We start from the raw sequence: 20,973 nt of genomic DNA on the forward strand, positions 1-20,973 counted from the left end.
GAACATTTACCAGCGAAAACGTAACTGCGCCTGCGGCTCAGTCGGCGTTGGCTGCACGCCCGCTACGGCAGGTTGCTGCGCAGGTACCGAGGCTTCGCCCGCCGGGACCTCCTGCAGCTTGGCCAGACTCAATTGAGTACGCAGTTGGTCGGCACTGCCATTGACCCGGTAGACGATACGACTGCCATCCACCCGCAATGGTTGCCCGCCAAAAGGCTCGAGCAAACGGCCCAAAGCGGCGTAGCGCTCCAGATTCATACCCTGCACTTCCAGCAACTGTTCGCTGCTTACCCCAGGCTTGACCGCGAAACGCGGTGCCAAGCGCTCGCTGACTGCCAGCAATACCGCATCGGCGAGGGCTGCTGTATCAGCGGCCTGCACAGTGCCCTGCTCACTTTTGTCGCCCAGCCACAGTCGCCATTTGGCCTGCCACTGACCGCCGTCTTCACGGGCGTGCACCGCCAGCAGCGCGTCAGCACCATAACGCTCGGATGCCGCTCGTAATGGCGTCGCATCCGGGCTTTCAAGATTGGGGGCGGTGGCAACGATCTGCTCATCCAGGTCACCCAGGGGCAAGCGCAGCGGCAAACCACGATGCTGAGCTGCCCGCCGCAACGGTTGGGCGATGGCCTGGCCATCCCCCACCAGGCTGCTGCCTTCAGTGGAATCGTTCAGCCACCAACCGAGGATCGACGGCCGATTACTGCCCCACAACGCCAGTCCCGCCCCGCGCAGGGCACGATCAGTACTGACCGGGTCGAAATCCACCTGCAGGCTTTCAGGCGGTCCGGCGTCATAACCGTACCGGCTGATAATCTGTTGCGGGTCTTTGCGGATCTCCGCCAGGCCCGGGCCTTGAGCGGCCTTGGCGTCACCGGTCAAGCGGATGACCAGGGTCTCCAGGGCGCGCTGTGTCGCCTGGGCGCGCTCATCCGGAGACTGACTGCTGACCGGTTCCAACACTTGATAAAGGCCATGGAGGGTTTCGGCATGACTCGCCAGGCTGACCAATGACAAACAGCCCACAAAGAAGAATTTACACAGACGCATGGAAGATTCCCGACACAAAAAACGGCTGGAACAGACCGAATGAAGACCGCTTGGCAAGGCTGTGACCACAGCAAGCAGCAAAACATTCACAGGGCCTTGGTAAGTTTTCGTACTGTCATAACGATAGCCGGTTAAAGGCTATACCTTAATACGGCCTCGAAGCGCGTCGATTAGCGTTTTTTTTAACACCATATGCCCCTGCCCGTCGGCCCGAGGATGGCCGCTGCCCCTCAAGCCTGATAAAATCGCGCGCCTTCGCAGACCGGCAACGTCTGGGCATTTCCCCAAGTGCCCCGCGCCATTCGGTCGTTACCCCTGAATCCCCCCTAAAGGCCTGGATCATGAGCAAGCAACCCTCCCTGAGCTACAAGGACGCCGGTGTAGACATCGACGCCGGTGAAGCATTGGTCGAACGCATCAAGAGCGTCGCCAAGCGCACTGCGCGCCCCGAAGTCATGGGCGGCCTGGGCGGTTTTGGCGCCCTCTGCGAAATCCCGGCCGGTTACAAGCAGCCTGTCCTGGTGTCCGGCACCGACGGCGTGGGCACCAAGCTGCGCCTGGCACTGAACCTGAACAAGCACGACAGCATCGGCATCGACCTGGTCGCCATGTGCGTCAACGACCTGGTGGTCTGCGGTGCCGAGCCATTGTTCTTCCTTGACTACTACGCCACCGGCAAGCTCAACGTCGAGACCGCCACCCAGGTGGTGACTGGCATCGGCGCAGGCTGCGAGCTGTCCGGTTGCTCCCTGGTCGGCGGCGAAACCGCTGAAATGCCAGGCATGTACGAAGGCGAAGACTACGACCTGGCCGGCTTCTGCGTCGGCGTCGTGGAAAAATCCGAAATCATCGACGGCTCCAAAGTCGCTGCCGGTGACGCCCTGCTGGCCCTGCCATCGTCCGGCCCGCACTCCAACGGCTACTCGCTGATCCGCAAGATCATCGAAGTGTCCGGCGCCGACATCGAAAACATCCAGCTCGATGGCAAGCCACTGACCGACCTGCTGATGGCCCCGACCCGCATCTACGTCAAGCCGTTGCTCAAGCTGATCAAGGACACCGGCGCCGTCAAGGCCATGGCCCACATCACCGGTGGTGGCCTGCTGGACAACATCCCGCGCGTACTGCCTAAAGGCGCCCAGGCGATTGTCGACGTGGCCAGCTGGCAGCGTCCGGCGGTATTCGACTGGCTGCAAGAGAAAGGCAACGTCAATGAAACCGAAATGCACCGCGTGCTGAACTGCGGTGTAGGCATGGTGATCTGCGTGGCCCAAGAGCACGTTGAAACCGCGTTGAACGTGCTGCGTGAAGCCGGCGAGCAGCCATGGGTCATCGGCCAGATCGCTACCGCCGCGGAAGGCGCAGCGCAGGTTGAACTGAAGAACCTCAAGGCTCATTGATGTCTCAGACCTGTGATGTCGTGGTGCTGCTTTCCGGCACAGGCAGTAACTTGCAGGCCTTGATCGACAGCACGCGCACGGGCGATAGCCCGGCGCGCATCGCGGCGGTGATTTCCAACCGCAGCGACGCCTACGGCCTGCAACGCGCCAGGGACGCGGGTATCGATACCCGCTCCCTGGATCACAAGGCTTTCGAAGGCCGCGAGGCCTTCGATGCAGCCTTGATCGAACTGATCGACGCCTTTAACCCCAAGCTCGTGGTCCTGGCCGGTTTCATGCGCATTCTCAGCGCTGGCTTCGTACGGCATTACCAAGGCCGCCTGCTGAATATCCACCCTTCCCTGCTGCCCAAATACAAAGGGTTACATACGCACCAACGCGCCCTCGAGGCCGGCGACACGGAGCACGGCTGCAGCGTGCACTTCGTCACCGAGGAACTCGATGGCGGGCCTCTGGTCGTACAGGCAGTAGTTCCGGTAGAGTCTGCGGACTCAGCGCAGACACTTGCGCAACGGGTTCATACCCAGGAACACAGGATTTATCCGTTGGCTGTTCGCTGGTTCGCCGAGGAGCGGTTGATTCTCGGTGAACAGGGTGCATTATTGGACGGCCAGTTACTCGCGGCCAGCGGCCACTTGATTCGAACCTAGGAGATTTTATGCGTCGCGCCCTGCTCTTCGCTTTTGCGCTGTTTGCCTTGCCTGCCGTGCAAGCGGCAGACCTTCAACCGTTCTCCGCCAGCTACACCGCCGACTGGAAACAGTTGCCCATGAGTGGTTCGGCCGAACGCAGCCTGACCAAAAATGACAACGGCACCTGGACCTTGAATTTCAAGGCTTCCATGATGATCGCCAGCCTGACCGAGACCAGCATCATCCGTCTCGACAAAAATGCCCTGCAACCACAGAGCTACACCTTCGAACGAGGTGGTCTGGGCAAGACGAAGAAGATCAACCTGGATTTCGACTGGACCGCCAACAAGGTCACCGGTTTTGAAAACAAGGACGCGGTCAACCTCCCACTGGAAAGCGGGATGCTGGACAAGTCCACCTACCAGTTGGCTTTGCAGCGTGATGTCGCCGCTGGCAAGAAAAGCATGAGCTATCGGGTTGCCGAAGGCACCGACACCGACACCTATGATTTCCGCGTGATCGGCCCGGAAAAAGTCCAGACCAAAGCCGGCTCCATTGACGCCATCAAGGTTGAGCGTGTGCGTGACCCGACACAAACCAAACGCATTACCCAGATGTGGTTTGCCAAGGACTGGGGCGGCATCCTGGTTGCCCTGCGTCAGGTAGAAACCGACGGCAAGGAATACAACATCATGCTGCAAGACGGTACTGTGGACGGCAAGGCTGTCAAAGGCAGCTGATCCACCGCTATCGAATAGAGAGCCTCGCTGAATGCGGGGCTTTTTTTCGCCTGAAGTTTTCGGCGCCCCTCCCCCTCAAATGACGCAAACATGAAACTTTTGTCATAAAACTCAACCTCCTGCGACGCAATGTCGCGGTTTTCGGGGGCTGGAGGATTGTTCCAATTCCGGTAAAGGTATGTTGCATTTTTTGCTTATTTACTTAGCAAGCTAACAAACCATATAACAAAGGCCTGCGACGCCTTGCCGCAGATCAACCAGAGATTGGAGCAAGCAGATGACTGTAAAAGTAACTGAACGCGACGATGCACATATGTCCCATGAAGGCGTAGCCAACGGCATCCGTATCTGGGATGTACATCAACAAGACCTGCTGGTAGGTATGTTTCACTCCGAAATCGATGCCCACAATTATAAAAACGAGCTCGAAACCCTAGAGATGAAACGCCAGGCGCAAAGCTCCTGAAGCATTGAAATCCTGCTGGTACCCGGCCCACGCAGCCGCGGTACCGGCAAACAAAAACCCCGCCGTTGAGCGGGGTTTGTTGTTTTAAAGCCTTACCACATCAGATCATCAGGAATCTGGTAGGCCGCATACGGATCATCCTCATCCGGCACCTGGCTCTCGGTCAGGATGTTGAGTTGGACAATTCGCTCTGGTGCCCGCTCCTGAATCTTCAGCGCCGCCTCACGCGGAATCACTTCGTAACCGCCGCCGTGATGGACAATCGCCAGGGAGCCGTTGCTCAGTTTATTACGCATCAACGTGTTGACCGACAGGCGCTTGACCTTCTTGTCATCGACGAAGTTGTAGTAGTCCTCGGTGGTCAGCTTCGGCAAGCGCGAGGTTTCGATCAATTGCTTGACTTGCGCTGTACGCGCCTTGGCCTCGGCCTTTTCCTGCTGCTGGCGGTTCAGTTCCTGGTCACGCTTGACCTTCTCGGCCTGCGCCTCAATGGCCAGGCGCGCCTGGGTGTCGTCGGCCTCGGCCTGGCCTTTATGGACCAGACGCTGCTGTTTCTGTTTATCCTTGCCGACCTGCTTGGCCTGCTTTTGGTTGACCAGACCTGCTTTGAGCAACTGGTCGCGAAGGGAAAGGCTCATGGGGCTTACTCACTTAGGCAGCTGCTCAACCGCAGCTGGACACATTCTTTTCCTGACGTTTGGCTTCGCCCCACAGGGCGTCCAACTCTTCGAGGGTGCAATCTTCTATGGGACGGTGGGTCTCGCGCAATGCCTGTTCGATAAATCGGAAACGTCGCTCGAATTTGGCATTGGCGCCGCGCAGGGCAGTTTCCGGGTCAATCTGGAGATGACGGGCCAGGTTGACCGCTGCAAACAGCAGGTCACCGACTTCATCAGCGATGGCCACCGGGTCGTTATCGGCCATGGCTTCGAGCACTTCATCCAGCTCTTCGCGCACGTTATCCACTACCGGCAACGCCGCTGGCCAATCGAAACCGACTTGCCCTGCGCGCTTTTGCAATTTGGCCGCGCGAGACAGCGCGGGCAAGGTTGCAGGTACATCGTCAAGCAAGGATAACTGCTCAGGCGCGTCGGAGTTTTCCGCCCGCTCCTCGGCCTTGATCTCCTCCCAACGCTGCTTGACCTGTTCTTCGCTCAACTGCGGGATATCCAGCGGCGCGTACAGATCACCCGTCGGGAACACATGGGGGTGACGACGAATCAGCTTGCGAGTGATGCTGTCGATCACCCCGGCAAACTCGAAGCGCCCTTCTTCTCGTGCCAGTTGGCTGTAATACACCACCTGGAACAGGAGGTCGCCCAGCTCACCTTGCAGGTGATCAAAATCCCCACGCTCAATGGCGTCGGCGACTTCGTAGGCCTCTTCCAGGGTATGGGGAACGATGGTGGCGTAGGTTTGCTTGATGTCCCATGGGCAACCGTATTGCGGATCCCGCAGGCGGTTCATCAGGTGCAGCAAGTCTTCAAGTGAATACATCGATCAATCTCTGTCCGCTCTCTGTGGGGTTAGCTTTCTGTGGGAGCTGGCTTGCCTGCGATGGCATCGACTCGGTACATCTGAAAAACCGAGGCGTCTGCATCGCAGGCAAGCCAGCTCCCACACAAGCCCGGCTCCCACAAAAAATGGTTTATGGCGTCCGGTTGCGCCGGGTCTCTATGATGTTCGGCAACTGGGAAATACGCCCCAGCAGCCGCCCCAACGCGTCCAACCCCGGAATCTCGATGGTCAGGGACATCAACGCAGTGTTGTCCTCCTTGTTCGAGCGGGTGTTGACTGCCAGTACGTTGATCCGCTCATTAAGCAGCACTTGTGACACATCCCGCAGCAGACCAGAGCGATCGTAGGCGCGGATAACGATGTCCACCGGATAAGTGAGCACCGGCACCGGGCCCCAACTGACCTGAATGATCCGCTCCGGCTCACGCCCGCCCAGCTGCAACACCGAGGCACAATCCTGGCGGTGAATGCTCACCCCACGGCCTTGGGTGATGTAACCGACGATGGCGTCGCCCGGCAACGGCTGGCAGCAGCCAGCCATTTGCGTCATCAGGTTGCCGACGCCCTGGATCTGGATATCGCCGCGCTTGCCCGGCTTGTAGCCAGTCGCCTTGCGTGGGATCAGTTCCAACTGCTCGCTGCCGCGCTCCGGCTCCACCAGTTGCTGGGCCAGGTTGACCAACTGCGCCAAGCGCAAATCGCCAGCACCGAGGGCCGCGAACATGTCTTCGGCAATCTTCATGTTGGCCTTTTCGGCCAGCTTGTCGAAGTCGACCTGCGGCAGCCCCAGGCGTGCCAGTTCGCGCTCGAGCAAGGTCTTGCCGGCCGCGACGTTTTGATCACGCGCCTGCAACTTGAACCAATGGACAATTTTCGCCCGCGCCCGGGACGTGGTGATGTAGCCCAGGTTCGGGTTCAGCCAGTCGCGGCTCGGCGTACCGTGCTTGCTGGTGATGATCTCGACCTGTTCACCGGTCTGCAGGCTGTAGTTGAGCGGCACGATGCGCCCGTTAATCTTGGCGCCACGGCAGTTGTGGCCGATCTCGGTGTGCACGCGGTAGGCGAAATCCAACGGCGTGGCGCCCTTGGGCAGGTCGATGGCGTGGCCGTCGGGGGTGAAGATATAGACCCGATCGGGCTCGATATCCACCCGCAACTGTTCGGCCAGGCCGCCGATATCGCCGAGTTCTTCGTGCCATTCCAGCACCTGGCGCAACCAGGAGATTTTCTCTTCGTACTGGTTGGAGCCGGCCTTGACGTCGGTGCCCTTGTAGCGCCAGTGAGCGCACACACCCAGCTCGGCCTCTTCGTGCATGGCGTGGGTGCGAATCTGCACTTCCAACACCTTACCCTCAGGGCCAATCACTGCGGTGTGCAGCGAGCGATAGCCGTTTTCCTTGGGGTTGGCGATGTAGTCGTCGAACTCCTTGGGAATGTGCCGCCACAGCGTGTGGACGATGCCCAGTGCGGTGTAGCAATCGCGCATTTCCGGCACCAGCACCCGCACGGCGCGCACGTCGTAGATCTGGCTGAAGGCCAGGCCCTTGCGCTGCATTTTGCGCCAGATGGAATAGATGTGCTTGGCCCGGCCGCTGATGTCCGCCTCGACACCCGTGGCCTGCAACTCGGAGCGCAACTGGCCCATCACGTCGCTGATAAAACGCTCACGGTCCAGCCGCCGCTCGTGGAGCAGCGTGGCGATTTGTTTGTATTGATCGGGTTCGAGGTAGCGGAAGGACAAGTCCTCCAGTTCCCACTTGATATGACCGATGCCCAGGCGGTGGGCCAACGGCGCGTAGATATCGAAAACTTCCCGGGCAACGCGATTGCGCTTTTCGTCATCGGCGGTTTTCACCGCACGAATCGCGCAGGTACGCTCGGCCAGTTTGATCAAGGCGACGCGCACGTCATCGACCATCGCCACCAGCATCTTGCGCAGGTTTTCCACCTGGCCCTGGGTACCCATCACCATCGACTGGCGCGGGCTGAGGCTGGCACTGATGGCAGCCATGCGCGCCACGCCATCGATCAGCTTGGCGACCACCGCGCCAAACCGCTGGCTGACGGTGGGCAGCGCAATATGCCCTTCGCGTACGCCGCGATACAGCACGGCCGCGATCAGCGAATCCTGATCGAGCTTGAGATCGGCGAGGATCTCGGCGATTTCCAACCCGGTGCGAAAGCTTGAAGTGCCTTCGGCCCACAGGTTCTTGGCCGCATTGTCTTGCTGCTCAGACTCACGAGCGAACTCGCAGGCTGCTTTCAAGGCTTCACGGTCCAGTGCCGGGTCGACACTGACGGCATGATCCAGCCATGCCTCGAGATTGATACTGCCGTCGGTGTTGATCGGCTGGTGTGCTCTCACCTGTACCATCTTGCTTACCTTCCCTACGACACACCTTTAAGTGCATCAAAATCATCGCTGACCTGCTTTACAAAACAAGCTTGCGCACACTCCCTGGCAGGTCACAGGCCCAGAGATGCAGGCCAGTCGGATTAAACAGGCATCCTAGCCCGCTTCAAATAACGCCATGGCCTCGACATGGGCCGTCTGCGGAAACATGTCGAGGATCCCGGCACGCTTTAGCCGGTAGCCTTGCTTGACCAACTCGACCGTGTCCCGCGCCAGCGTCGCTGGATTGCAGGACACATACACCAGGCGATCGGCCCCCAGAGCGGCGAGCTTGCGCACAACCTCCAGGGCACCATCGCGGGGTGGGTCCAAGAGTACCGCAGAAAAGCCCTCTTTGGCCCATTCCGCGTCAGTCAAAGGCTGGGACAAATCGGCCTGAAAAAACTCTGCATTATGCAAATTATTGTTTACGGCGTTGGCTGCGGCGCGATCAACCATCGCCTGCACACCCTCTACCGCCACCACTTCTCGCACCTGACGTGCCAAGGGCAAGGCGAAATTGCCCAGGCCGCAAAACAGGTCCAAAACCCGTTCGTCGGACTTTGGCGCCAGCCACTCCAGGGCCTGGGCAACCATCGCCTCGTTGATCCCCGCGTTGACCTGGATAAAATCCCCCGGCCGGTAGGCCAACTCCAGATCCCAGCGCTCCAGCCGGTAGCCCAGGGCCTGATCTGGCTCGAACGGCTGCGGCTCGCCTTCTCCATGGAGCCACAATTGCGCTTCATGGAACGTACAAAATTCTTGCAGGATCGTCAGGTCCGCTTCGGACAACGGCGACATGTGCCGCAACAACACGGCAATGGAAGATCCGCTGAACAGTTCGACATGGCCGAGGGCCTGAGGCTTGCTCAGGCGCCGAAGCATGTTCGGCAACCGCTGCATGATCGGTTGCAAGGCCTGTACCAGCACCGGGCAATCATCGATAGCGACGATGTCCTGGCTGGCGACAGCGCGGAAACCCACCTCAAGTTTTTTCGCCTTGGCGTCCCAGCGCACGGCCACCCGGGCACGACGGCGATAGGCAAATTCCGGGCCGCTCAATGGCGCGGCCCACTCCTGGGGTTCAACACCCGCCACGCGGGACAACTGCTCGGCGAGCATGCGCTGTTTCAGGGCGAGCTGTTCGTCGTGGGGCAAGTGCTGCAGGCTGCAACCGCCACAACGACCGGCATGCACACAGGGTGCGGGACGGCGTAACTCGCTGGCCTTGAACACCCGCTCGGTACGGGCCTCGACCACTTTGCCATGGGCTCCCAGCACCCGCGCCTCGATCTCTTCGCCAGCCAGCGCACCGATCACAAACCAGGTACGGCCTTCGAAGAACACGATGCCACGCCCGTCATTGGCCAGGCGCTCGATGGTCAGGCGCTGTTTCTTGCCCGTCGGTATTTGTGGGGCCCGGCTGCCGCCCGTCGGTTGGAAGCGCAGGCCTCTCTCGTGCTTGGCCATCAGTTAGGCGCGTCGAAAATGCCGGTCGACAGGTAACGGTCGCCACGGTCACAGATGATCGCGACGATCACCGCGTTTTCCAGTTCCTGGGACAAGCGCAACATCCCCGCCACGGCGCCACCGGAGGACACACCACAGAAGATGCCCTCTTCACGGGCCAGGCGCCGGGTGGTGTCTTCGGCTTCACGCTGGGCCATGTCGATGATGCGGTCGACGCGGTCGGCGTTGTAGATCTTCGGCAAATACTCGTGCGGCCAGCGGCGAATCCCCGGGATCGCCGAGCCTTCCATGGGTTGCAAACCGACGATCTGGATCTCGGAGTTCTGCTCCTTGAGGAAGCGCGAGGTGCCCATGATGGTGCCGGTGGTGCCCATGGAACTGACGAAATGGGTGATGGTGCCCTGGGTCTGGCGCCAGATTTCCGGACCGGTGCTGGTGTAGTGCGCCTCGGGGTTATCGCCGTTGGCAAACTGGTCCAGCACCTGGCCACGGCCTTCGGCGGCCATGCGCTCGGCAAGATCGCGCGCGCCTTCCATGCCTTCTTCCTGGGTCACCAGGACCAGCTCGGCACCATAGGCGGTCATCGCGGCCTTACGCTCGGCGCTGCCGTTGTCGGGCATGATCAGGATCATCTTGTAACCCTTGATTGCGGCGGCCATGGCCAGGGCAATCCCGGTGTTACCGGAGGTGGCTTCGATCAGGGTGTCACCGGGCTGGATCTGCCCACGCAGCTCGGCGCGGGTGATCATCGACAGCGCCGGGCGGTCCTTGACCGAGCCCGCCGGGTTATTCCCTTCGAGCTTGAGCAACAAGGTATTACTCGTGTTGCCCGGCATGCGCTGCAAGCGGACCAGCGGGGTGTTGCCGACGCAATCGGCGATAGTTGGGTACTGCAAGGTCATGGCGTATTCGCAATCCAGACTGCGGGGGCGCCCATCATACCGGCAAACGCTGGCGGGCCATATCACGCAAAGTATGGTGTTTATCGCTTATTGGAATAAGTAACAAAACAATCAGCCTGGGCCATGGTTTTTCTGGAAAACCTCATCGCCCATCGCCGCAATCTGCCCTTCAATCAGCGCCTCGAACGGCCTCAACAACGGTTCGAACGATGTGGGCGTCTCCAATGCCTGAAGCGCCTGCACAATCGCCTCCACCGTCGATAATGCACCTGGCCCCGGCGCCTTGCGCAGCCGGTATCTGGACACGGCGCCCTCGGCTAACGTGACTCGCGGCAACGCCGCCAACAAGGGGTTGAGGTGCAGCAATTTGCGCGCCTTGCGCCAGGTACCGTCGGGCACCACCAACAGCAACGGCTCGTCGGACGGCGTGTACGCCTGCAACGGTTGCGCATCCTCGGCAGGAAACAACAGTCGCGCCCGGTACCCGGGTACGTTTAATAAGGCTGGCAGATCCTCAAACACTTCGCCCACCACCAAGTGCGCATTCATCAGCCCCAGCGCCGCCAACCGCGCAGTGTTCAAGGCATGGTTGACCTCGCTGGGATGCTGCAGCAGCAGCACGCGGGTGCGGCTATCCAGGCTCGGGATCAGCGGGCACAGGCAGTGAGTCAGGGGCCTGAGGCAACGGGAACATTGGGGTCTGGACATGAATTTTCAGGCCTGGTTGAGCTGGGCTTTGAGCAAGTCGCGGAAGGTTTGGATCAGCGGTTCGCGGCTGCGGCCCCGGCGCATGATCATCGAAAACGGCGCCTGGTAACCAAACGTCGCCGGCAACAACACCCGCAGGTCACCCTTGTCGGCCCAGGCCTGAGCGTAGTGCTCCGGCAGATAACCGATGTAAGCGCCGGAGAGCACCAGGATCAGTTGCGCCTCCATACTTTCCACGGTGGCGGCGCTGTGCTTGAAGCCGTGGCGCGCCAGTTCGGCCTGGCTCCAATAACCACGACCAACCATGCGTTGCTGAGTGATCACTTGCTCGGGGATGCGCCGTTCGTTGAACAACGGGTGGCGAGTGCTGCAATACAGCCAGTGCTGCTCCCGATAGAGCGGCATGTAGATCAGCCCGCTCATCCGTGTGGAAAAGGCACCGATGGCCAAATCCAGGCGATTGTCCTGCACTCCCAGTTGCAACTCATAGGGGCTCATCACCGACAGGTGCAAATGCACCGCCGGGTGCTCAAGGCTGTAGGCGCCGATCACTTCAGCGAACGGCAGGGCCTTGTCGCTGACGGTGGAGTCCAGCACGCCAAGCTTGAGGGTGCCGCGCAACTCGCCCTTGAGCGCAGCAGCGTATTGCTCGAAGCCTTCCAGTTCGCCGAGTAGACGCAGGGTTTCCTGGTGGAACAGCTCACCCTTGCTGGTCAAGCTGAAACCGCCCCGCCCGCGATGGCACAGCACCAGGCCCAACGCACCTTCCAATTGGCTCATGTAAGTGCTGATGGCCGACGTCGACAGGTTGAGTTCATGCTGGGCATTGGCAAACCCCTGGTGCCGCACCACGCTGACGAAGATGCGCAGGAGTTTCAGGTCGGGCAAGGCGTTGGCCATGGGTTCTCCGCGTGGTCTCAGGCTCGTGATCGCGTAGCCGCTGCCGAGGAACGAGGCTGCGATCGCCGACGCAGTCGGCACAGTGTTTCAACATTGCTGAAGGCCTTCGGCCTTATCGCAGCCTGCGGCAGCGGCTACAGGATGTTACGAAGTCTATCTCTCCTACGACACTTAGTTTAGAAAAATCTGAACTAAGTATTTGCCCCCAGCGATTCTTCCCCTCCCCGGCATTTCGCAGAATCGGCCGCTAATAAACAAAACAACGATGAGGCAATCCCGTGGACAAGATTTTCCACCAACCACTGGGCGGCAACGAAATGCCGCGCTTCGCCGGCATCGCCACCATGATGCGTCTTCCCCACTTGCAATCGGCCGAGGGCCTCGATGCCGCCTTTATCGGCGTGCCCCTAGACATCGGCACCTCCCTGCGCGCCGGCACCCGCTTCGGGCCCCGTGAAATCCGCGCCGAGTCGGTGATGATCCGCCCCTACAACATGGCCACCGGCGCTGCGCCGTTTGATTCGCTGTCCGTCGCGGACATCGGCGATGTCGCCATCAATACCTTCAACCTGCTGGACGCCGTGCGGATCATCGAAGAATCCTACGATGAGATCCTTAAGCACGATGTGATTCCAATGACCCTGGGCGGTGACCACACCATCACCCTGCCGATCCTGCGGGCGATCCACAAGAAACACGGCAAGGTCGGGCTGGTGCACATCGATGCCCACGCTGACGTCAACGATCACATGTTCGGCGAGAAAATCGCCCACGGCACCACCTTCCGCCGCGCCGTGGAAGAAGGTTTGCTCGATTGCGACCGCGTGGTGCAGATCGGCCTGCGAGCCCAGGGCTACACCGCCGAAGACTTCAACTGGAGCCGCAAGCAGGGCTTTCGCGTGGTCCAGGCTGAAGAATGCTGGCACCACTCCCTCGCGCCATTGATGGCCGAAGTGCGTGAGAAGGTCGGCGGTGGTCCGGTGTACCTGAGCTTCGACATCGACGGCATCGACCCCGCCTGGGCGCCTGGCACCGGCACCCCGGAAATCGGTGGCCTGACCACCATCCAGGCAATCGAGATCATCCGTGGCTGCCAAGGCCTGGACCTGATTGGTTGCGACTTGGTAGAAGTTTCGCCGCCCTATGACACCACCGGCAACACCTCGCTGCTGGGCGCCAACCTGCTGTACGAAATGCTCTGCGTACTGCCGGGCGTGGCCCACCGCTAATGAACGAACGCGACGAGGTTTTGCACGCTGCGGCCGACCTGGTGTCGGCCTTCGCCCGCAATGATCGCGATGCCTACTTCGGCGCGTTCAGTACGGACGCCAGCTTCGTGTTCTACACCCTTCCCGAGCCGCTGCTGAGCCGCGATGCCTACCAGGTGTTGTGGGACAGCTGGCGTCGGGATGAAGGCTTCGAGGTGCTGTCCTGCACCTCGAGCAACGCTTTCGTCAGCCTGCAAGGTGACGTGGCGATATTTATTCATGACGTGGCCACCGAGCTGCGCATGAACGGGGAGCAATGCTTTAGCCAGGAACGCGAGACCATTGTCTTCACACGACAAGGCTTGCGCACACAACAACAAAAAGGCCTGTGGCTGGCCTGTCACGAACATTTGTCCGCTATGCCGGAAGGGCTGCCGCCCCCTTAGCCAATGTGATCGGAGCAGATCATGAATAATAAAAATAACCAAAACAGTATTCGCAACATAGAAACCAACGGCGTCGAACAGATCCCGGACCATGAGCGCACCGCCGGGCCCAAGGATTTGTTTCGCCTGATTTTCGGCGGCGCCAACACCTTTGCCACGGCGGTACTGGGCAGTTTCCCGGTGCTGTTTGGCTTGTCGTTCCAGGCCGGGGTCTGGGCAATAGTTCTCGGCGTGCTGGTGGGCGCAGTGATCCTGGCGCCCATGGGTCTGTTCGGCCCGCTCAATGGCACCAACAACGCCGTCTCTTCCGGTGCGCATTTCGGTGTGCATGGGCGGATTGTCGGCTCGTTCCTGTCGCTATTGACCGCTATCGCGTTTTTCTCACTGTCGGTGTGGAGCTCAGGCGATGCCTTGGTCGGTGGTGCGAAACGGCTGATTGGCTTGCCGGAAACCGACCTGACCCTGGGCCTGGCCTATGGCATATTCGCGATCCTGGTACTGACGGTGTGTATCTACGGTTTTCGCTTCATGCTGTGGGTCAACCGTATTGCCGTGTGGGCAGCGAGCTTGCTGTTTCTGCTGGGGATCGTTGCCTTCGCACCGGCTTTCGACAGCCACTTCACCGGTACTGTCAGCCTTGGCCAGACTGGCTTCTGGGCGGCCTTTATCGGCGCGGCGCTGGTCGCCATGAGCAACCCGATTTCCTTCGGCGCGTTTCTCGGCGACTGGTCGCGCTATATCCCTCGGGAAACACCCAAAGGCCGGATCATGCTGGCGGTAATCGCCGCGCAGATCGCGACCCTGATTCCGTTCCTGTTTGGCCTGGCCACCGCGACCATCGTGGCGATCAAGGCACCGGACTACATTGCCGCCAATAACTACGTCGGCGGCCTGTTGGCAGTGGCGCCAAGCTGGTTCTTCCTGCCGGTATGCCTGATCGCGGTGATCGGCGGCATGTCCACCGGCACCACCTCGCTATATGGCACCGGCCTGGACATGTCCAGCGTGTTCCCACGGCTGTTGTCGCGAGTCAAGGCGACGCTGCTGATCGGCGTGATGTCGATTGCCTTCATCTTTATCGGACGTTTCGCCGCCAACTTGGTGCAAAGCGTATCGACCTTCGCCGTGTTGATCATCACCTGCACCACACCATGGATGGTGATGATGATCATCGGCCTGATCGTGCGCCGGGGCTTCTATTGCCCGGACGACCTGCAAGTCTTCACCCGGGGTGAAACCGGCGGACGCTATTGGTTCAGCCACGGCTGGAACTGGCGCGGCCTGGGCGCCTGGATTCCCAGCGCACTGGTGGGCCTGTGCTTCGTCAACTTGCCGGGGCAGTTTGTCGGGCCGCTGGGCAACCTGGCCGATGGCATCGACATCAGCCTGCCAGTGACCCTGGGCCTGGCCTCGGTGGTGTACCTGAGCTTGCTTCGGCTGTTTCCAGAACCGGCTTCGGTTTACGGGCCGAACGATCCTCGTAGCAAACGCATGGATGCGCTCGATAAACCGGCGATGCAACAAGCCGCCTGATAGCCCATAAAAAAGATAATCGGAGACTCGCCGTCATGGCTTTAGATCTATTCGTCGTACTCATCTACGCCGCCGGCATGTTGGTGCTCGGCTACTACGGCATGCGCCGCGCCAAGACCCATGAAGACTATCTGGTGGCCGGCCGCAACCTGGGCCCGACGCTGTACATGGGCACCATGGCCGCCACCGTCCTTGGTGGTGCATCCACCGTCGGCACCGTGCGCCTGGGTTATGTCCACGGCATTTCCGGGTTCTGGCTGTGTGCCGCGTTGGGCGCGGGCATCATCGCGCTGAACCTGTTCCTCGCCAAACCGCTGCTCAAGCTGAAAATCTTCACCGTGACCCAGGTCCTGGAGAAGCGCTACAACCCCATGGCCCGCCAGGCCAGTGCGGTGATCATGCTGGCCTATGCGCTGATGATCGGCGTGACCTCGATCCTCGCCATCGGCACCGTGCTGCAAGTGCTGTTCGACCTGCCGTTCTGGATCTCGGTATTGGTCGGTGGCGGTGTGGTGGTGGTCTATTCGACCATCGGCGGCATGTGGTCGCTGACCCTGACCGACATTGTGCAATTCGTGATCAAGACCGTCGGCCTGATGTTTATCCTGCTGCCGATCTGCCTGTACCGCGTCGGCGGCTGGGACGAACTGGTAGCCAAGCTGCCCGCGTCGAATTTCAGCTTCACCGAAATCGGCTGGGACACCATCATCACCTACTTCATGATCTACTTCTTCGGCATCCTGATCGGCCAGGACATCTGGCAGCGCGTGTTCACCGCGCGTGATGAAAAGGTCGCCAAGTACGCAGGCACCTTCGCCGGTTTCTACTGCATCCTCTACGGCCTGGCCTGTGCACTGATCGGCATGGCCGCCCATGTGCTGCTCCCGGACCTGGACAACGTCAACAACGCCTTCGCCGCCATCGTCAAAGTCTCGCTGCCTGACGGCATTCGCGGCCTGGTGATTGCCGCCGCACTGGCCGCGATGATGTCCACCGCCAGCGCCGGCTTGCTCGCCGCCTCCACGGTATTGACCGAAGACCTGCTGCCGCGCCTGCGGGGTGGTAAACAGTCGAGCCTGAATATCAACCGCCTGTTTACCCTGCTGACGGGTATCGCCGTGCTGGGCATTGCCCTGGTAGTGAGCGACGTGATCAGCGCCTTGACCCTGGCTTACAACCTGCTGGTGGGCGGTATGTTGATTCCGCTGATCGGGGCGATTTTCTGGAAACGTGCGACTACCTCTGGGGCAATCACCTCCATGACGCTGGGCTTTGTCACGGCTCTGGCATTCATGATCAAGGATGGGTTGGACGCCAATACGCCGATCTATTACAGCCTCGGTGTGGGCCTGGTGAGTTTTGTACTGGTGAGTTTGTTGTCTCGCCGGCCGGAGGCAGCGGCTGTTCGCGCGGTCTGATAACGAAGCTTTCTTCAGCGGGTGCGACGTCGGTTGTCGCACCCGTTTTTTTTGCCTGCAATACCAAACAAATGTGGGAGCGGGCTTGCTCGCGAATGCAGTGGGTCAGTCAACATATCCAGTGACTGACACTGCGCATTCGCGAGCAAGCCCGCTCCCACATTAAATCCCAGGTGCCTCACAGACCGCGCTCAAACACCGATGCTTGAGCGCCTTTCAGGACTTACCTGCGACGCGGCCGACGTTGCTCATCATCGGTGCGAATAGGCACCGGTTGCAGCGGTGGCTCGATCAAGCCCAGTGCGACGCCGAGGTCGTGCAGCCAGTTTTGCAGTTTCTCTTTCATGGTGCCCCCTTGGGGTAATGCCGAACGGCAGAGTTCTGTCGCCGTTTCATACAGATAGTAGCCCTAAGTCCTACGTAATGCTTGCTTGAAAGCACAACGAACTATTACTGAATGGATCAAAATCCTGACGGTTCGTTCAAGCACTCGCTCGGGAATCTTGTACGGGTTCTACCTTGCCCTCTTGTTGCAGATCAATCCACGCATTGAGGTTAGCCCCGAGCATGCCCTTGCGCCACATCAGCCAGGTGGTGGCACTGGCAAAAGGCTCCGCCAACGGATGAACGGACACGCTGTCCTTGCCGGGCAGGCTCTCAAGCATGGATTCAGACATCAATGCCACCCCTGAACCGGCGATGACACAAGCCAGCATGCCCTGGTACGACTCAATCTCGATGGCCCGGCCCATGGCCACGCGATCGTGGGAAAACCACGCCTCCAGCCGCGCCCGGTAGGAGCAACTGCGTCGGAAGGTGAACACCGAACGCCCGGCAACGTCCTGGGGCCCGCGCACGGGTGGGTGGTCTGCTTCGCAAATCAGCACCAAACGCTCTTCACACAGCGGCACGCCGTCCAGGGTTGCGAGGGCCAGCGGCCCGTCTACCAGTGCTGCGTCCAGGCGCCCGGTGATCAGGCCCTCAAGCAACTCACCACTGGGCGCCGATTGCACCTGCAAGTTCACCATCGGGTAAGCCTTGTGATAACGCGCCAGCAACGTCGGCAAATGGATCGCCGCCGTGCTGTACATGCTGCCGAGGACAAAATCCCCGGCCGGCTGCCCACCCTGCACGGCGCCATGGGCTTCGTCATGTAGGGCCAGTAGCCGCGCGCTGTAGTCCAGCAGCACCTTGCCGGCCGGCGACAACTGCAAGCGCTGGCGCTCACGGACGAACAACTCGACGCCTAACTGTTCTTCCATCTGTTTGAGCCGGGTCGACAGGTTGGATGGCACTCGATGCAGGCGTTCGGCGGCGCGAGTGATGGAGCCTTCCTCGGCCACGGCCTGGAAAATCCGCAATTGACTGAACTCCACACCTTTCTCCTAAACTGAACAAGTTACTCAATATTATTCATTTTTAAAGAAAGTCAATCCATCATAGCCTAGTGGTCACTCGCTGTTTGCAGGAAAAATTGACCATGTCTCCCCTCATCCGCTTACTCGCCAGCTTTATCGCCCTGATGATGGCCATGGGCATTGGCCGCTTCGCCCTTACGCCACAAATGCCTCACCTGCTCAGTGAAGGGCAGATCGACCTGACAGAGGCCGGCCTGATCGCGGCAGCCAACTACCTGGGCTATTTCGTCGGGGCCGTGGATTCGATGTTCGCCCGTAGCCATCATCATGTACGCGGGCGGCTGCTCGGTGGACTGTGGCTGTGTGTACTGCTGACCCTGGCTTCGTTCTGGGCCAATGGGTTCTGGTCGCACCTGTTATTGCGCTTTGGTACCGGCGTCGCCAGTGCATGGGTGCTGGTGATGATCACGGGCTTGAGCCAGCCGCTGGCCATTGCCGCTGGTCGTCCACGCCTGGGGGCTTTGGTCTTTGCCGGACCGGGTTTGGGGATTTTTCTGACCGGGCTTCTGGCGCTCGGCTCACACTTGCTGAATCAGACGTCGGCCACCTTATGGCTGATCTATGCCGCGGTTGCCCTGGTGATGTTGCTGGTGATTCTGCCGCTACTGCCCCAGGCAAACGCCAGCACGGCGCCTGCCGCCAATGCTCAGGGTGGCACCAACGGCAGCATTGCGCGTTTGGGCTGGATCTATTGCCTGTACGGCCTGGGCTACATCATTCCGGCGACGTTTCTGTCGCAGATGGCCAGTGCCCAGTTCAAAGGTGCCTGGCAGGCGGATTTATTCTGGCCGTGCTTTGGCTTGGCCTCGGCGATTGGCGTGCTGCTGGTCAGCCTGCGTCGACACAACCCGAACGCTACCCGGCATTGGTTGATCGCGACATTATGGCTGCAAGGTGCCGGCGTCTTCGCTTGCCTGTTGGGCGATGGCGCGGGGTTGGCGCTGGGGGTTCTGCTGTGCGGGATGCCGTTTCTGGCGTGCATGCAGTTGGTGATGCAACGCCTGCGTGAAATCGCCCCCCATGGCACCCAACGCAATGCCGGCCTGCTGACCGCGTGTTTTGCCGTTGGCCAACTAAGCGGCCCGTTATTGGCGGCGGTGAGTAGCCACTTCAGTGGCGGGCTGCAACCTGCCCTGATCGTGGCAGGCAGCGGGTTACTGCTGGCGGGTGCACTGTTGCTGCGCCCCGCCGCCGCTACCGTAACGGGCGTGAATCCCCTCAGCCAGTGACCAACGTCGCCGGGGCACGGACCTGCTCCCGGCGAGCCAGGACCAGGAAAAACACACCACCAAGGAAGCAGCCGGTAAACCAGGCAAAGTTGGCCATCGGCTGCAGCACGGGAACGAAGGTAATCGCAACCCCCACCAGCGTCGCCGGCACCAGCGCCTTGACCGCCGTCCAGTTAACCCCGCCGTCGAAGTAGTAACGTCCGCCGGGGCTGTCATCGAACAGCGCGTCGATATCAATCTTCTGCTTTTTGATCAGGTAGTAGTCCACCAGCAGAATCCCGAACAACGGCCCGATAAACGCCGCCAGTATGTCCAGGGTGTAGTGGATCATCAGTGGATTGTTGAACAGGTTCCACGGGGTGATGAAGACCGAGGCGATCGCAGCAATCATCCCGCCGGCGCGCCAACTGATCTTGCTCGGGGCCACGTTGGCGAAATCAAAAGCCGGCGAGACGAAGTTGGCAACGATATTGATGCCGATGGTCGCGGTAACGAAAGCAAACGCCCCCAGCAATACCGCCATGTCATTGTCGATGCGCGAGACGGTGGCAATCGGGTCGTGGAGCATTTCACCGAACACCGGCAAGGTGCCCGAGACAATCACTACGGTCACCACGGAGAACGCCAGGAAGTTCACCGGCAGGCCCCAGAAATTGCCGCGCCGCACGTCCTTCATAGTGCGACAGTAGCGACTGAAATCGCCGAAATTCAAGGTGGGCCCGGAAAAGTACGAGACCACCAGCGCTGTAGCGACAATCACCTGCCCAAATGCTTCCCAGCCAGACAGGGACTTTTCCGTCAGGGTAAAACTGATATTCGCCCAGCCCGCCTTCCAGACAATCCAGCCGGCCAGCACAAACATCACCGCGTAGACCACAGGGCCAGCCCAGTCGATAAAGCGACGGATAGACTCCATTCCGGTCCAGAACACCAATGCCTGGAGCGACCACAAACTGAGGAAACCGAACCAGCCCAAGTAAGACAGGCCGGCGAAATGCGGCTCAGCGTACGCCGCCATCTGTGGGAGAAACCGCAGCACCACAATGATCAAGGCACTGGACGCCAGGTACGTCTGGATCCCGTACCACGCCACGGCGATCAAACCGCGAATCACCGCAGGAATATTCGCCCCGAACACACCAAAGGCCATCCGGCAGATCACCGGATACGGCACGGCGGCCTGCTGGCTTGGTCTGGCCACCAGATTGGCAATCAACTGAACAATACAGATACCGGCCAACAAGGCGATCAGCACCTGCCAACTGGCCAACCCCAGGGCAAACAGGCTCGCCGCAAACACATAGCCGCCGACGCTGTGCACATCGCTCATCCAGAAGGCGAAGATGTTGTACCAGTTCCATTTTTGCGGCAGCGGTCCCAGGTCCTGGTTGTACAGGCGCGGGCTGTAGCCTTTGGGCAATTGTTCGGACATCGCAGGGCTCCTCGAAAATACCGGCCTGCCACCCGCAACGGGAGTGCGTACGGGAGGCGACATAGTTTGTATACGAGATGACGAGCAGAATGCGTGCCAATGGAATAAAAG

Annotated in this window: 20 protein-coding genes; 9 read left to right on the top strand and 11 right to left on the bottom strand. The window is 60.2% G+C overall.

The genetic code is table 11. From position 1 onward, the window contains the following. Positions 1 to 6: 6 nt before the first annotated feature. A complete protein-coding gene (locus GNF76_RS11925) occupies positions 7 to 1,050 on the bottom strand; it encodes a DUF2066 domain-containing protein (protein ID WP_155583352.1) in 1,044 nt (347 codons plus the stop codon). A 341-nt stretch (positions 1,051 to 1,391) separates the two neighbouring features. Here GNF76_RS11925 and purM point away from each other — a divergent pair, with 341 nt between their 5' ends. From purM to GNF76_RS11945, 4 genes are all read left to right on the top strand, one after another. Further along, positions 1,392 to 2,450, top strand: coding sequence for a phosphoribosylformylglycinamidine cyclo-ligase (gene purM / locus GNF76_RS11930; RefSeq protein ID WP_124359311.1), 1,059 nt, complete (start codon positions 1,392 to 1,394; stop codon positions 2,448 to 2,450). Beyond that, a complete protein-coding gene (purN, locus tag GNF76_RS11935) occupies positions 2,450 to 3,100 on the top strand; it encodes a phosphoribosylglycinamide formyltransferase (RefSeq protein WP_155583353.1) in 651 nt (216 codons plus the stop codon). Before purM ends, purN begins: the two co-directional genes overlap by 1 nt. A gap of 8 nt (positions 3,101 to 3,108) precedes the next feature. Then, complete coding sequence (locus GNF76_RS11940; protein WP_155583354.1) at positions 3,109 to 3,822, top strand: DUF3108 domain-containing protein; 714 nt, start codon at positions 3,109 to 3,111, stop codon at positions 3,820 to 3,822. Positions 3,823 to 4,099: 277 nt separating this feature from the next. Beyond that, positions 4,100 to 4,288, top strand: a complete 189-nt coding sequence (locus GNF76_RS11945) for a hypothetical protein (protein ID WP_155583355.1) — start codon at positions 4,100 to 4,102, stop codon at positions 4,286 to 4,288. Positions 4,289 to 4,380: 92 nt separating this feature from the next. Here GNF76_RS11945 and GNF76_RS11950 read toward each other — a convergent pair whose 3' ends face one another. The 7 genes from GNF76_RS11950 to GNF76_RS11980 form a co-directional block, all read right to left on the bottom strand. Further along, on the bottom strand, positions 4,381 to 4,926 hold the full coding sequence (locus GNF76_RS11950; protein WP_155583356.1) for a DUF2058 domain-containing protein: 546 nt from the start codon (positions 4,924 to 4,926) through the stop codon (positions 4,381 to 4,383). A 25-nt stretch (positions 4,927 to 4,951) separates the two neighbouring features. Further along, complete coding sequence (mazG, locus tag GNF76_RS11955) at positions 4,952 to 5,785, bottom strand: nucleoside triphosphate pyrophosphohydrolase (protein WP_155583357.1); 834 nt, start codon at positions 5,783 to 5,785, stop codon at positions 4,952 to 4,954. A gap of 151 nt (positions 5,786 to 5,936) precedes the next feature. Further along, positions 5,937 to 8,180: a GTP diphosphokinase gene (gene relA, locus GNF76_RS11960; RefSeq protein ID WP_155583358.1), complete on the bottom strand. Its 2,244-nt coding sequence runs from the start codon at positions 8,178 to 8,180 to the stop codon at positions 5,937 to 5,939. Positions 8,181 to 8,315: 135 nt separating this feature from the next. Next, positions 8,316 to 9,668: a 23S rRNA (uracil(1939)-C(5))-methyltransferase RlmD gene (gene rlmD, locus GNF76_RS11965; RefSeq protein ID WP_155583359.1), complete on the bottom strand. Its 1,353-nt coding sequence runs from the start codon at positions 9,666 to 9,668 to the stop codon at positions 8,316 to 8,318. Further along, on the bottom strand, positions 9,668 to 10,570 hold the full coding sequence (gene cysM, locus GNF76_RS11970) for a cysteine synthase CysM (RefSeq protein ID WP_155583360.1): 903 nt from the start codon (positions 10,568 to 10,570) through the stop codon (positions 9,668 to 9,670). Before cysM ends, rlmD begins: the two co-directional genes overlap by 1 nt. 111 nt (positions 10,571 to 10,681) lie before the next feature. Next, entirely contained in the window at positions 10,682 to 11,278 is a 597-nt protein-coding gene (locus tag GNF76_RS11975; RefSeq protein WP_155583361.1) for a tRNA-uridine aminocarboxypropyltransferase, read from the bottom strand. Positions 11,279 to 11,284: 6 nt separating this feature from the next. Continuing rightward, entirely contained in the window at positions 11,285 to 12,178 is an 894-nt protein-coding gene (locus GNF76_RS11980; protein ID WP_155583362.1) for a LysR family transcriptional regulator, read from the bottom strand. Positions 12,179 to 12,456: 278 nt separating this feature from the next. On the opposite strand from GNF76_RS11980, the gene speB reads away from it, so the two are divergent. The 4 genes from speB to GNF76_RS12000 are packed head-to-tail and all read left to right on the top strand — an operon-like array spanning position 12,457 to position 16,783. Continuing rightward, entirely contained in the window at positions 12,457 to 13,407 is a 951-nt protein-coding gene (speB, locus tag GNF76_RS11985) for an agmatinase (protein ID WP_178123290.1), read from the top strand. Continuing rightward, entirely contained in the window at positions 13,407 to 13,832 is a 426-nt protein-coding gene (locus GNF76_RS11990; RefSeq protein WP_155583363.1) for a YybH family protein, read from the top strand. The genes speB and GNF76_RS11990 overlap by 1 nt, the downstream gene beginning before the upstream one ends. A gap of 21 nt (positions 13,833 to 13,853) precedes the next feature. Next, positions 13,854 to 15,365, top strand: coding sequence for a purine-cytosine permease family protein (locus GNF76_RS11995; RefSeq protein WP_155583364.1), 1,512 nt, complete (start codon positions 13,854 to 13,856; stop codon positions 15,363 to 15,365). A gap of 35 nt (positions 15,366 to 15,400) precedes the next feature. After that, positions 15,401 to 16,783 carry a sodium:solute symporter family protein gene (locus GNF76_RS12000; protein ID WP_155583365.1) on the top strand — a complete coding sequence of 461 codons (1,383 nt, stop codon included), beginning with the start codon at positions 15,401 to 15,403 and terminating at the stop codon, positions 16,781 to 16,783. Positions 16,784 to 17,006: 223 nt separating this feature from the next. Here the strand turns inward: GNF76_RS12000 and GNF76_RS29785 are convergent, their stop codons facing one another. Together GNF76_RS29785 and ptrR are read right to left on the bottom strand one after the other, a co-directional pair. Then, positions 17,007 to 17,129 carry a PA1414 family protein gene (locus tag GNF76_RS29785; RefSeq protein ID WP_003210728.1) on the bottom strand — a complete coding sequence of 41 codons (123 nt, stop codon included), beginning with the start codon at positions 17,127 to 17,129 and terminating at the stop codon, positions 17,007 to 17,009. 136 nt (positions 17,130 to 17,265) lie between these two features. Beyond that, positions 17,266 to 18,159: a putrescine utilization regulator PtrR gene (gene ptrR / locus GNF76_RS12005; protein WP_178123291.1), complete on the bottom strand. Its 894-nt coding sequence runs from the start codon at positions 18,157 to 18,159 to the stop codon at positions 17,266 to 17,268. A 104-nt stretch (positions 18,160 to 18,263) separates the two neighbouring features. On the opposite strand from ptrR, the gene GNF76_RS12010 reads away from it, so the two are divergent. Then, positions 18,264 to 19,430, top strand: coding sequence for an MFS transporter (locus GNF76_RS12010; RefSeq protein WP_155583366.1), 1,167 nt, complete (start codon positions 18,264 to 18,266; stop codon positions 19,428 to 19,430). Here GNF76_RS12010 and GNF76_RS12015 read toward each other — a convergent pair. Further along, positions 19,420 to 20,862: an NCS1 family nucleobase:cation symporter-1 gene (locus tag GNF76_RS12015; RefSeq protein ID WP_155583367.1), complete on the bottom strand. Its 1,443-nt coding sequence runs from the start codon at positions 20,860 to 20,862 to the stop codon at positions 19,420 to 19,422. The two genes, GNF76_RS12010 and GNF76_RS12015, sit on opposite strands and share 11 nt — an antisense overlap. Positions 20,863 to 20,973 lie beyond the last annotated feature (111 nt).

It is taken from the genome of Pseudomonas spelaei (assembly GCF_009724245.1).
In the GTDB taxonomy this organism is placed as follows: domain Bacteria; phylum Pseudomonadota; class Gammaproteobacteria; order Pseudomonadales; family Pseudomonadaceae; genus Aquipseudomonas; species Aquipseudomonas spelaei.